Source organism: Streptomyces sp. NBC_00012, from assembly GCF_045040875.1.
Classification (GTDB): Bacteria; Actinomycetota; Actinomycetes; order Streptomycetales; family Streptomycetaceae; genus Streptomyces.
The window spans coordinates 2,342,660-2,355,731 of sequence record NZ_CP108309.1 but is presented as its reverse complement, the minus strand read 5'-3'; the positions used below and the strand labels follow the sequence as shown (position 1 = coordinate 2,355,731).

General features: G+C 70.7%; 9 protein-coding genes. 6 read left to right on the top strand and 3 right to left on the bottom strand.

Annotation, left to right across the window (positions count from 1 at the left end):
• Positions 1–67: 67 nt before the first annotated feature.
• Both OHA19_RS10840 and OHA19_RS10835 read right to left on the bottom strand, forming a co-directional pair.
• On the bottom strand, positions 68–1,237 hold the full coding sequence (locus OHA19_RS10840) for a trypsin-like serine peptidase (protein WP_405716972.1): 1,170 nt from the start codon (positions 1,235–1,237) through the stop codon (positions 68–70).
• 272 nt (positions 1,238–1,509) lie between these two features.
• Positions 1,510–2,730, bottom strand: a complete 1,221-nt coding sequence (locus OHA19_RS10835; RefSeq protein WP_405716973.1) for a trypsin-like serine peptidase — start codon at positions 2,728–2,730, stop codon at positions 1,510–1,512.
• 328 nt (positions 2,731–3,058) lie between these two features.
• Between OHA19_RS10835 and OHA19_RS10830 the strand changes: the two genes are divergently transcribed.
• Genes OHA19_RS10830 through OHA19_RS10810 form a run of 5 tightly spaced genes read left to right on the top strand, consistent with a single transcriptional unit; the run spans position 3,059 to position 11,157 of the window.
• On the top strand, positions 3,059–4,438 hold the full coding sequence (locus OHA19_RS10830; RefSeq protein WP_405716974.1) for a diaminobutyrate--2-oxoglutarate transaminase family protein: 1,380 nt from the start codon (positions 3,059–3,061) through the stop codon (positions 4,436–4,438).
• 29 nt (positions 4,439–4,467) lie between these two features.
• Complete coding sequence (locus tag OHA19_RS10825) at positions 4,468–6,342, top strand: IucA/IucC family protein (RefSeq protein WP_405750067.1); 1,875 nt, start codon at positions 4,468–4,470, stop codon at positions 6,340–6,342.
• A 44-nt stretch (positions 6,343–6,386) separates the two neighbouring features.
• A complete protein-coding gene (locus OHA19_RS10820) occupies positions 6,387–7,202 on the top strand; it encodes a GNAT family N-acetyltransferase (RefSeq protein ID WP_405716976.1) in 816 nt (271 codons plus the stop codon).
• 60 nt (positions 7,203–7,262) lie between these two features.
• Complete coding sequence (locus OHA19_RS10815) at positions 7,263–9,149, top strand: IucA/IucC family protein (RefSeq protein ID WP_405716977.1); 1,887 nt, start codon at positions 7,263–7,265, stop codon at positions 9,147–9,149.
• Between the two features lie 37 nt (positions 9,150–9,186).
• Positions 9,187–11,157 (top strand): ATP-dependent DNA helicase, encoded by a 1,971-nt coding sequence (locus OHA19_RS10810; RefSeq protein WP_405716978.1) that lies wholly within the window; start codon positions 9,187–9,189, stop codon positions 11,155–11,157.
• Between the two features lie 83 nt (positions 11,158–11,240).
• Here the strand turns inward: OHA19_RS10810 and lexA are convergent, their stop codons facing one another.
• Entirely contained in the window at positions 11,241–12,035 is a 795-nt protein-coding gene (lexA, locus tag OHA19_RS10805) for a transcriptional repressor LexA (RefSeq protein ID WP_072488421.1), read from the bottom strand.
• Between the two features lie 520 nt (positions 12,036–12,555).
• Here lexA and nrdR point away from each other — a divergent pair.
• On the top strand, positions 12,556–13,068 hold the full coding sequence (gene nrdR, locus OHA19_RS10800) for a transcriptional regulator NrdR (protein WP_356088048.1): 513 nt from the start codon (positions 12,556–12,558) through the stop codon (positions 13,066–13,068).
• Positions 13,069–13,072 lie beyond the last annotated feature (4 nt).

The following is a 13,072-nucleotide window of genomic DNA, read 5'->3' as shown; positions in this document are numbered from 1 at the left end:
TCGTAACGGCCGAAGGCCCGCCCCGACCGGGGGCGGGCCTTCGGTTGTCATGGGGCGCCGGAGGCCGTCAGCGGCCGGCGAACTTCTTGCTCATCGTGGTGAATACGTCCTTGGCGCCCGGGCCCAGCTGGGGGCCTGCGAGCCAGCCGGAAGTCACCGGCCCGATGGACGTGTTGGAGACCAGCACCGACTTGCCGTCACTCCCCTTCCGGAACCAGCCGCCGCCGGACGACCCACCGGTCATGGTGCAGCCGATGCGGTACATGGCCGGAGTGCTCGGGCTGATGGAGAGCCGACCGGGGCGGTCGACGCACTTGTGCATGATCAGGCCGTCGTACGGGGGCGCGGCAGGGTAGCCCCAGGCGCCCATTGCGTCGATCCGCGATGTCTCGGGAGCGTCGAAGTCGACCGACAGGGCGTTGCCCACGGTCTCCTCCAGGGACTTGGTGCCCTTCTCCGGCTTCACGTGCAGCACCGCGTAGTCGTAGGGGGCGCCCTCACCTCCGGTGGGACCGCCGTCGGCGAGCCATTCACCCGAAGTCGTCGCCCAGTCCGCCCAGTACGCGCCGTAGGGGGCGATCTCCTGCGGCTGCGCGTTCTCCAGCGCGGCGGCGGACTTGCCCTTGTCGTTGTACGCAGGCACGAAGACGATGTTGCGGTACCAGCCGCCTTTCGAACCGGCGTGCACACAGTGTCCCGCGGTCCACACCAGGTTGGACCTGCCCGGGTTCCCGGGGTCCTTGACGACCGTGCCCGAGCAGACCATCGAGCCTTCGGGGGAGTCGAAGAACACCTTGCCGACCGGGGCCGCGTAGTCGTGGTACGGCGTCTTCTCGCGCTCGGCCCGCACCGGAGCGGGCTCCGGGTCGGTGACGCCCTGGTCGCCGGAGACGTCGCCGGCCGTCATGGTCTTCGCCGGGTCCTCGGCCGACTTCATCCGGTCGGGCTTCCACAGCCCCTCGATGACCGGGTTGACGAAGTCCTTGGCCTCACGCAGCCACTTGTCCTTGTCCCAGTTCTTCCACTCGCCGTTCTTCCACTTCTCCGGGTCGACACCGTGCTTCTTCAGCGTCTCGGCCAGGCCGTCGGGCAGGGAGCCGGCGGCGTCCTGGCCCCCCGCGGAGCCGGCGGCGGGCTTGCCGGTCGCGTTGTCCTCGCTCGGACCACAGGCCGTGGCCGTCAGCGCGAGCGCGGCGACGAGACCGGTCGCGGCGAGCAGGGGACGTATGGATCGCATGGAAAGGGTTCCCCCTGAAATTTCCGAAATTGCCATGAACGTGTCATGCGGTTCGGTGGCCGGACCAACGGCCACCGAAGATGCAGGGGCCACCCTATGACGGTCCGGAGCATGCCCCTCGTCACGGCGGCACCGCCCGCACTAGGCGTGGCCGGGTGGCTGTGCCGCACCACGGACAGGGGCCCCCGGCGCGCAACTGCCGCGCCGGGGGCCCCTGACGTGCTGTCGCCGTCACCGCTCCCGGGACCGGGCCGGGCGACGGTCCGTCATCACTACTGTCCCGCGTACTTCTTGCTGACCGACTCGTAGACGCCCTTGGCCTCCTTGCCGAACCGCGGCCCGGCCAGCCAGCCCGCGGTCACCGGCCCGATGGAGGTGTTCGAGACCAGCGCGGGCTTGCCGTCCTGCCCGGCCGCGACCCAGCCACCGCCCGAGGCCCCGCCGGTCATGGTGCAGCCGATGCGGTACATCGTCGGGTCCTGCGCCGTCAGCGAGAGCCGGCCCGGCTTGTCCACGCACTGGAACGCCTTCTGGCCGTCGTACGGCGGAGCGGCCGGGAAGCCGGTCGCGGTCATGCTGCTGATCTCGGGCACGGCCGGGGCGTTGAACTCGACGGGCAGTGCGGAACCGACCGTCTCCTCCAGGGACTTGCCCGTCGAACCCTTCTCCGGCGTCACGTGCAGCACCGCGAAGTCGTACGGCGCGCCCTGTCCGCCCATCGAGGCACCCTGCGAGATCCACTGGTCGGACGTCTGCGCCCAGGTGCCCCACCACACGCCGTAGGGGGCGATCTCCTGCTTGGACGCCTTCTTCAGCTCGGCCAGCGAAAGTCCCTGGTTGTTGTACGAGGGCACGAAGGCGATGTTGCGGTACCAGCCGCCCTTCTTGCCGGCGTGCACACAGTGCCCGGCGGTCCACACCAGGTTGGACTTCCCGGGGTGCGCCGGATCCTTCACCACGGTCGCGGAACAGACCATGGAGCCCTCGGGGCCGTCGAAGAGCAGCTTTCCGGACTCCGCGGCGTTGGCGTGGTACGGCGTCCGGACGCCTGCGGCCTGGACCGGCGCGGGCGTCGGGTCCGTCACGCCGACGTCCCCCGAGATGTCGTTGTCGACCGGCTTCTCCGGCGACTTGTCCGCGTCCCGCATCCGGTCCGGGTCCCAGAGGTCCTCGATGATCGGGTTGACGAAGTCCTTGGCCTCACGCAGCCACTTGTCCTTGTCCCAGTTCTTCCACTCGCCGTTCTTCCACTGGTCGAGGTCGATCCCGTGTTCCTTGAGCCGGTCCTTCAGATCGTCCGGGATGGTGATCTTGCCGTCCGAGGACTGGCCGGCGGGAACGCTCGGCTTGTCACTCGCGTTGTCCTCTTCGGGACCGCACGCGGTGGCGGTGAGCGCGAAGACCGCGGTGACCGCGGCCACGGCGAGCACCGACGAAGGCCGGCGGCGCGCCCTCCCCTGACGTGCGGCGAGAGCCGGTCGAATGAGTCGCATGTGGTGATCCCCCTGGGACTTCGTAACTCAACACTTCTGTACTGCACTGCGGTACTGCTCCGAGCCACCTGCTCCGAACATCCTGCGGACTCCCGGACAACTTTCCGAGGTCCTGTGCGGCCCCCACTATGCCGGTGCCGATGGGGACGGCGAGTGGCAGGGCCGCGGTTCCGCCCCCGCAAGGATCTTCCGATTGACCCGTGCTCCGCCGCGCCCGGCGTCGTTGGTACGTGCGGGGGACCCGGGAGAAGCGTTCATCCCCGCAGTCCGTCCGTGCGCCGACGTACTGATGTGCAACGCAACCGTTACAGCAGGAGGACCGACAGCCGTGGCCGTGACCGAACCAGCCCCGGTGGCAGCACCGGCGGTGCACGAGGGGATCCTGCGCCGCCAGTCGCTGCGCGAATCCGCCGCCCGTACCTATGCCCGTTCACTGCCGATCGTGCCGGTGCGGGCCCGTGGGCTGACCATCGAGGGCGCCGACGGGCGGCGGTACCTCGACTGTCTCTCCGGAGCCGGCACCCTGGCGCTCGGCCACAACCACCCGGTCGTCCTGGAGGCGATCAAGAAGGTCATCGACTCGGGTGCGCCGCTGCATGTGCTCGACCTCGCCACCCCGGTCAAGGACGCCTTCACCACGGAGCTGTTCGCCAGCCTGCCGCGGCAGTTCGCCGACAACGCCCGGATCCAGTTCTGCGGACCGGCGGGCACGGACGCGGTCGAGGCGGCGTTCAAACTGGTCCGCGGCGCGACCGGCCGCGGCGGCCTCCTCGCCTTCACCGGCGCCTACCACGGGATGACGGCGGGCGCCCTCGCCGCCTCGGGCGGCGCCGAGGACGTACGGGTGACCAGGCTGCCCTTCCCGCGGAACTTCCGCTGCCCCTTCGGCGTCGGCGGCGAGCACGGCGCGGAGATCGCCGCCCGGTGGACCGAGAACCTCCTGGACGATCCCAAGGGGGGCACACCGGCCCCGGCCGGGATGATCCTCGAACCGGTACAGGGGGAGGGAGGAGTGAATCCCGCCCCCGACAGCTGGATGCGGCGGATGCGCGAGATCACCCAGGCCCGCGGCGTCCCCCTGATCGCCGACGAGGTCCAGACGGGCGTCGGCCGCACCGGTGCCTTCTGGGCGGTCGAGCACAGCGGGATCGTCCCCGACGTGATGGTGCTCTCCAAAGCGATCGGCGGTTCCCTCCCGCTCGCCGTGATCGTCTACCGCTCCGAGCTCGACACCTGGCAGCCGGGCGCACACGCCGGCACCTTCCGGGGCAACCAGCTCGCGATGGCGGCGGGCACGGCCACCCTCGCCTTCGTACGGGAGAACCGCCTCGCCGAGCGCGCCGCGACCCTCGGCGCCCGCATGCTCGCCCGCCTCCAGGCGCTCGCCACCGACCACCCCACCATCGGTGACGTGCGCGGACGCGGCCTGATGATCGGGATCGAGCTGGTCGACCCGAACGCCGCCGCGCCCGGCGACAGCCCCGAGCCGCCGCCCGCCCCCGCCCTCGCCGCCGCCGTCCAGCAGGAATGCCTGCGCCGCGGCCTCATCGTCGAACTCGGCGGACGCCACTCCACCGTCGTCCGCCTCCTCCCTCCCCTCACGCTCACCGACGAGCAGGCGACAGCGGTCCTGGACCGCCTCGCCGACGCCCTGGCAGCCGCCGAGCGTCTGCCGCACCACCGCACCATGACCGGGTCGCTCCGCTGACCCCGGACACCTTCACAAGAAAGACCGCCGTGAACCCCACCCCCGCGCCCCAGGCCGACGGCCCGCCCCCCACCCAGCAGCTCGCCGGCCCCCTCGTCGTCGAACAGTCCACCGTGCCGCGCCAGATGACGGCACCGCACGACGAGTGCCGCACGCCGAAGTCCACGGTCACCGGCACGGCGGAGGCCGACCCGCTCGACCACCCCGACCCGCTCCGCGCCGCCGACATGGCGGGCGCGGAGAATCTGCTGCGCTGCTGGGTCCGGGAGACCGGCCTGTCCGGGCCGGACGGGCGCACGCTCCGCATCCCCCTACCTGCCAGCGGAACGGCACTGCTCGTCCCCGTCCTCTACTGGTCGGCCACGGGCTGGCACCGCTTCGGCCCGCCCGTCCTGGAGGCGGCGCCCGAAGGGGCACCGCCCGCCGACGCCGTCACGATCGCCGCTCTGCTGGGCCGTGAGGCCGGCCGCGACGAGGGGGTCGACATGGTGGCCCGGGTCGCCGACTCGGTACGCCGCACCGCCGGATTCATCGCCGAGCGGCGCCGCGCCCCCCACGCCCCGGCCGAAGCGGACCTCTTCCTCACCGCGGAGCAGTCGCTTCTGCTCGGCCATCCGCAGCACCCCACCCCCAAGAGCCGCGAGGGGCTCTCCGACGCCGAATCGAGCCTCTACTCGCCCGAGTCGCACGGCTCCTTCGCGCTGAACTGGATGGCCGTCGACCGGTCCGTCCTGGCCACCGAATCCGCCTGGACCGACGGAGGCCGTCCGGTGCCGGCCACGGAGCTGATCACCGCCCACGCCCAGGGGCTGAGCCTCCCCGACAACACCGCACCGATTCCGCTCCACCCCTGGCAGGCCCGTGAACTCGGGCACCGTCCCGAAGTGGCCGCCCTGTTCGACGCCGGACTCCTCCACGACCTGGGACCGCACGGCGAACGCTGGCACCCCACCTCCTCCGTCCGCACCGTGCACCGGCCCGGCGCCGAGGTGATGCTCAAGCTCTCCCTCGGCGTCCGCATCACCAACTCCCGCCGGGAGAACCTCCGCAAGGAGCTCCACCGCGGAGTGGAGGTCCACCGGCTGCTCCGCAGCGGGCTCGCCACGCAGTGGCACGCCGCCCATCCGGGCTTCGACATCGTCCGCGACCCCGCCTGGCTGGCCGTCGACGGCCTGGACGGCGAACCCGTCCGGGGCCTCGACGTGATGCTCCGCCACAACCCGTTCGGGCCGCTGGACGACGCGGTCTGCATCGCGGCCCTGACCTCCCCCCGCCCGTGGCCGGGCAGGACCGGCATGCAGTCACGCCTCGCCCGGATCGTTCCCTCACTGGCCGAAGCCACCGGACGGTCCGTGGGCGCGGTCGCCGCCGAGTGGTTCCTGCGCTATCTGGACCGTGTCGTGGGTCCCGTGCTCTGGCTGGACGCCCACGCGGGCGTCGCCCTCGAAGCCCACCAGCAGAACACCCTGGTGCTGCTCGACCCCGAGGGCTGGCCCATCGGCGGCCGGTACCGCGACAACCAGGGCTACTACTTCCGTGAGTCCCACCGTGCGGCGCTCGAGCACCGGCTCGCCGGAATCGGATCGGTCAGCGACACCTTCGTCTCCGACGAGGTCACCGATGAACGCTTCGCCTACTACCTCGGCATCAACAATGTCTTCGGCCTGATCGGAGCGTTCGGCGCCCAGCACCTCGCCGACGAACGGGTACTCGTCGCGGCCTTCCGACGATTCCTCGGCTCGGCCGCCGACCTGGGCTCCCCGCTTCCCACGCACCTGCTGGAGAAGACCCACCTGCGGTGCAAGGCCAATCTGCTGACCCGGATGCACGGCCTGGACGAACTGGTCGGCCCCGTCGACACCCAGTCCGTCTACGTCACCATTGCCAACCCCCTGTGTGGCTGAAGGAACATGATTACCGCCTGAACCGCCGAGAGGAGAGCAACACCGTGGCTCCCGCCGATGCGCACACCGACGCCGGGACCGGCCCTGCGCCGCAGGCCGACACAGGTGCCGAGGACACCCTGGACCTGGAGCTCTCCGAGGAAATCCTCGCCCTGATCGGGGAGGAAACCCCGGCCGCCGAAGCACCGCACCTGCCGCCCGACGCGCCCGCGTCACCCGCGTCGTCCCTCCCGGGCGGCGCGGGCCCGGAGGCGCGCCCCCGGCCGGCCATCAGCAGGGCGGCCGTCTCCGAACTGCTCGACCGCCCGGCCGACTGGCGACCGGTCACCACCCCGGCCGGAGTCTTCCAACTCGTCCCCGTACGGCTCGAACGCGATCTCGCCGTACTGACCCGCTGGATGAACGACCCCGCCGTCGCGGCCTTCTGGGAGCTCGCCGGACCCGAAGCAGTCACGGCCGCCCATCTGCTCCCCCAACTGGAGGGCGACGGGCGCAGCGTCCCCTGCCTCGGTGTGCTGGCGGGCATTCCCATGAGCTACTGGGAGATCTACCGCGCGGATCTCGACCCGCTGGCCCGCCACTACCCGGCCCGTCCGCAGGACACCGGAATCCACCTGCTCATCGGTGGTGTGCACAACCGCGGGCACGGTGTCGGCACCACTCTGCTGCGGGCCGTCGCCGACCTCGTGCTCGACAACCGCCCCAGGTGCGCGCGGGTTGTCGCGGAGCCCGACCTGCGTAACACCCCGTCCGTCTCAGCCTTTCTGAGTGCTGGTTTCCGCTTCTCCGCGGAACTCGAACTTCCCGAAAAAAGGGCCGCTCTGATGGTCCGCGACCGAATCCATCGTGCCCAACTGTGAACGAATCGCTGCCTCATTCACCCCGCTCGAACCCCATCGGTTCCGTCCCGAGGAGTCCCCGTGCCGAAATATCCCGCGAGCCATGATTCAGCGGAGTCCGCCGAACTGCTCAGCACGCCAGAACTGAACCGGACGGTCTGGGACGGAGCCGCCGCCCGACTGCTCGCAAAGGTGCTCGGCCAATTCGCCTACGAGGAAGTCATCGAGCCGGTCGCGCAGGCCGGCGATGACGATACGTACACCCTCGTACTCGACGACGGGAAAAGCCTCGCCTTCAGCGCCCGGCGGGGCGTGTACGGCAGTTGGCACATTGCCCCTGACTCGATTGCGGAATTGCCGGGGCGCGTCTTCGGGGCGCCGGACGGCGCGGGGCCCGGGGACGGCCCGGGCGCCGGAGCCGTGCCCTTCCGCGATCCGCTCCAGTTCCTCGTCCGTGCCCGCCGGCTCCTCGACATCGACGGCGCCACCCTCGGACACCTCATCCGTGAGATCACCACCACCCTCACCGCCGACGCCCGGCTCGACCACACCGCGCTCCCCGCCGCGCGCCTGGCCGACCTCGACTACGCCGAGCTGGAAGGCCACCAGACCGGCCACCCCTGGCTCGTCGCCAACAAGGGCCGCCTCGGCTTCTCCGCCGCCGACGCCGCCCGCCACACCCCCGAGGCCCGCAGGCCACTCACGCTGCCGTGGATCGCGGTCTCCACGAGGATCGCCGCCTACCGCGGAGTGGCCTCCCTGGCCGACCCGGAGCGGCTGTACGCGCAGGAGCTCGACCCGTCGGTCCGTGACTCCTTCGCCGCCGTGCTCCGTACCCGCGGCCTCGATCCCGACAGCTATCTCTACCTCCCCGTGCATCCCTGGCAGTGGGACGAATGGATCGTTCCGGTCTTCGCCCCCGCCATCGCCGCCGGTGACATCGTCGCGCTCCACGCCGACACGGACCTCAGGCTGGCGCAGCAGTCCATCCGCACCTTCAGCAACGTGGCCCGCCCCGACCGGCACACCGTCAAGCTGCCCCTGTCGATCCTCAACACGCTGGTCTGGCGCGGACTGCCCACCGAACGCACCCTCGCGGCCCCCGCCGTCACCGCCTGGGTCCACGGCCTGCGTGACCAGGACGCCTTCCTGCGCGACACCTGTCGGGTCATCCTGCTCGGCGAGGTGGCTTCGGTGACGGTCGAGCACCCGCTCTACGACCACCTTCCCGAGGCCCCGTACCAGTTCAAGGAGATCCTCGGCGCGATCTGGCGCGAACCCATCCAGCCCCGGCTCGCACCGGGTGAGCGGGCCCGGACCCTTGCCTCGCTGCTCCACACCGATCCGCAGGGCCGCGCCTTCACCGCCGAGCTCGTCGCCCGCTCCGGGCTGGCTCCCACCGCCTGGCTGACCCGTCTCTTCGCCGCGCTGCTGCCGCCGCTGCTGCACTTCCTCTACCGGTACGGCACGGTCTTCTCCCCGCACGGCGAGAACGCCATCGTGGTCTTCGACGAGCACGACGTGCCGGTGCGCCTGGCGATCAAGGACTTCGTCGACGATGTGAACGTGAGCGCCCGGCCGCTGCCGGAGCACGAGTCGATGCCCGAGGACGTACGCCGGACGCTGCTCACCGAGGATCCCTCCTTCCTCATCCAGTTCATCCACTCCGGACTCTTTGTCGGGGTGTTCCGCTTCCTCTCCCCGCTCTGCGAAGAACAGCTGGGGGTCCCGGAGGCCGATTTCTGGTCACTCGTCCGGGCCGAGATCCTGCGCCATCACGCCCGCTTTCCCGAGCTCAAGGAGCGGTTCGAGATGTTCGACCTGCTGACACCACGCATCGAACGCCTCTGTCTGAACCGCAACCGCCTGCACGTCGACGGGTACCGGGACCGCCCCAAGCGCCCGCACGCGGCCATCCACGGGAGCGTGCCCAACCCGCTCCACCCCGCCGCCGGTGTCCGGGAGTGACCCTGTTGTCAGTGGCGCCCCGTACGCTGGTCGGGCTATGACGAAGCCATCCCTCCCCGAGCTCCTGCACGCCGCCGTGACCGCCGTCGGCGGTACGGAACGACCTGGTCAGGCCGCCATGGCCGAGGCCGTCGCAGCGGCCGTCGACGACAATTCCCATCTGCTCGTCCAGGCCGGCACCGGCACGGGCAAGTCCCTCGGCTATCTGGTGCCCGCGCTGGCGCACGGGGAGCGGGTCGTGGTGGCCACGGCGACTCTGGCGCTCCAGCGCCAGCTCGTGGAGCGCGACCTTCCGCGCACGGTCGACGCACTGCATCCGCTGCTGCGCCGGCGTCCTGATTTCGCCATGCTCAAGGGGCGGTCCAACTACCTCTGTCTGCACCGGCTCCACGAAGGAGTGCCGCAGGACGAGGAGGAGGGGCTCTTCGACCAGTTCGAGGCCGCCGCCCCGTCGAGCAAGCTCGGACAGGACCTGCTGCGGCTGCGGGACTGGTCCGACGACACCGAGTCCGGTGACCGCGACGACCTCACGCCCGGAGTCTCCGACCGTGCCTGGGCGCAGGTCTCCGTCTCCTCCCGCGAGTGCCTGGGCGCCAGCAAGTGCGCCTACGGCGCGGAGTGCTTCGCCGAGCTCGCCCGTGAGCGGGCCAAGCTCGCCGATGTCGTCGTCACCAATCACGCCCTCCTGGCCATCGACGCCATCGAGGGTGCGCCGGTGCTCCCGCAGCACGAGGTGCTGATCGTCGACGAGGCCCATGAGCTGGTCTCCAGGGTCACCGGGGTGGCCACCGGCGAGCTCACCCCCGGCCAGGTCAACCGCGCGGTGCGCCGCGCGGCGAAGCTGGTGAACGAGAAGGCCGCCGACGCCTTGCAGACCGCGTCGGAGGGATTCGAGCGGGTCATGGAGCTGGCGCTCCCCGGCCGCCTGGAAGAGGTCCCCGAGGACCTCGCCTACGCACTGCTGGCGCTGCGTGACGCCGCGCGCACCGTGATCTCGGCCCTGGGCAGCACGCGCGACAAGTCGGTGCAGGACGAGGACGCCGTCCGCAAGCAGGCCCTGGCAGCGGTGGAGACGATCCACGGCGTCGCCGAGCGCATCACCCAGGGCTCGGAGTACGACGTCGTCTGGTACGAGCGCCATGACCGGTTCGGTGCCTCCCTGCGGGTCGCACCGCTCTCCGTCTCGGGGCTGCTGCGGGAGAAGCTCTTCACGGAGCGGTCCGTCGTCCTGACCTCGGCCACGCTCAAGCTCGGCGGGGATTTCAACGGGGTGGGGGCCTCGCTCGGCCTGGCTCCCGAAGGCACCGCGGGCGACGAACTTCCGCAGTGGAAGGGGCTCGACGTCGGCTCGCCGTTCGACTACCCGAAGCAGGGCATCCTGTACGTCGCCAGGCATCTGGCCACGCCGGGGCGGGAGGGTTCGCGCACCGACATGCTGGACGAGCTCGCCGAGCTGGTCGAGGCGGCGGGCGGGCGCACGCTCGGGCTGTTCTCCTCCATGCGGGCGGCCCAGGCCGCCGCGGAGGAGCTGCGGGGCAGGCTGGACAAGCCGATTCTGTTGCAGGGCGAGGAGACGCTCGGCGAGCTGATCAAGAACTTCGCGGCCGATCCCGAGACCTGCCTCTTCGGCACGCTGTCGCTCTGGCAGGGTGTCGATGTGCCGGGCGCCAGCTGCCAGCTGGTGATCATGGACCGGATCCCGTTCCCCCGCCCCGACGACCCGCTGATGAGCGCGCGCCAGAAGGCGGTCGAGGAGGCAGGCGGCAATGGGTTCATGGCCGTCGCGGCGACGCACGCCGCGCTGCTGATGGCCCAGGGAGCCGGCCGGCTGGTCCGAGCCACCGGCGACAAGGGCGTGGTCGCCGTACTCGATCCGCGCCTGGCCAACGCCCGGTACGGCAGCTATCTGCGGGCCTCACTGCCCGACTTCTGGTACACCACCGACCGGAACCAGGCGCGCCGCTCACTCGCGGCGATCGACGCGGCAGCGAAGGCCGACGGCAAGTAGCCCGCTTTCGGGTGCCGGGCGGCACGGGCAGGGCCCCGGGATCGGCGCAGTGGATCCCGGGGCCCGGTCAGAACCGGCGGGCTTCACACCCGCCGCAGCACCGCCACCACCTTGCCGAGGATCGTGGCCTCGTCGCCCGGGATCGGCTGGTACGCGGAGTTGTGCGGGAGCAGCCAGACGTGGCCGTCCTCGCGCTTGAAGCGCTTGACGGTGGCTTCGCCGTCCAGCATGGCCGCCACGATGTCGCCGTTCTCCGCGACGGGCTGGCGGCGCACGGTGACCCAGTCGCCGTCGCAGATCGCTGCCTCGATCATCGAGTCACCGACGACCTTGAGCACGAACAGCTCGCCGTCACCGACGAGCTGGCGGGGGAGGGGGAAGACGTCCTCGACCGACTCCTCGGCGAGGATCGGGCCACCGGCGGCGATCCGGCCGACCAGCGGTACGTACGACGCCGCGGGCTTGCCGGTCGTGTCCGTGGGCTGCGAACTGGGCTGGTCCGAGCCGCGGACCTCGTACGCCCGCGGGCGGTGCGGGTCGCGGCGCAGAAAGCCCTTCCGCTCCAGGGCCATCAGCTGATGGGCGACGGAGGACGTGCTGGACAGGCCCACCGCCTGACCGATCTCCCGCATCGAGGGCGGATATCCACGCCGCTGCACGGAATCCCGGATCACCTCGATCACTCGCCGCTGCCGGTCCGTGAGCCCCGAGCTGTCCGCCCGGATTCCAGGAGGTCGGCCGGGCAATGAGCGCGCTGGGCGCGCGGGCTCTGGCCCCTCCATGTTCGTGACTGAGTCATTCATGGCATGTACCGGCTCGAATCGGCTCTGGGAGCGGTCCTGGGCAGTGATGGTGGCACTGTCAGCGGTGGTGGTCACGTCGGCCCCTCTCGAATGGTCTCCCTAGCTGGACAACGGTAGTAGCTTTCGAAAGGTTGCGCCAAACACACGTTCGAGTGAAAAACGAATAAAAGTCTGCCGTGTGTTCTCTGCCGGGTGTATGTGCGATGACCGAGAGGTCCTGGCCGCGCTGCGGGCCGAACCGAAATTCGGGCTTTTACGGTAGCGGCAGCCGGTGAGGCACCGCCGTGCGGGGCGCCCGTCGGGCCGTTGTTCGAGTCCGACGGCAGGGGCCCCGTAACCCCGGCGGCCGGACCGTTCCCGTAACCTCGTGCACGGCCGTACGCTGCCTGCCGGTCGCTCGTGATGCGCGACACGCGGTAGGGCCGAATGCGCACCCAAACCCAAGATCTAGTGTTTGGATTGCTCCGGCCACCCAGAAGTTGTGGTCCCCGGTCCGTCGGGGGTGTGGCCATCGCCTATGCTTGTGACAGCTTCGAGGGGCCCGGCGGGCCCTGAAGAGGCTATCCGGTCGTGCTGTGAAGGAGGGTTGGGAGCCATGCACTGCCCCTTCTGCAGGCACCCCGACAGCCGGGTCGTCGACAGTCGCACCACCGACGACGGTACGTCGATCCGACGTCGCCGCCAGTGCCCCGACTGCTCCCGCCGTTTCACGACGGTGGAGACGTGCTCGCTGATGGTGGTGAAGCGCAGCGGCGTGACCGAACCCTTCAGCCGCACCAAGGTCATCTCCGGCGTGCGCAAGGCGTGCCAGGGTCGGCCGGTCACCGAGGACGCCCTCGCCAAGCTCGGCCAGCGGGTCGAGGAGGCGGTGCGAGCCACCGGAAGTGCCGAGCTGACCACTCATGACGTGGGCCTGGCGATCCTCGGCCCCCTGCAGGAACTCGACCTCGTCGCATACCTGCGCTTCGCGTCCGTGTACCGGGCGTTCGACACACTCGAAGACTTCGAGGCCGCCATCACGGAACTCCGTGAGCGACGGCCTCGCGTGGAAGAACGCGGGAGGGGCGAGATCCTTGAGGTCCCCGTTCCCGCCGTCGCCGCCGACTGATCGG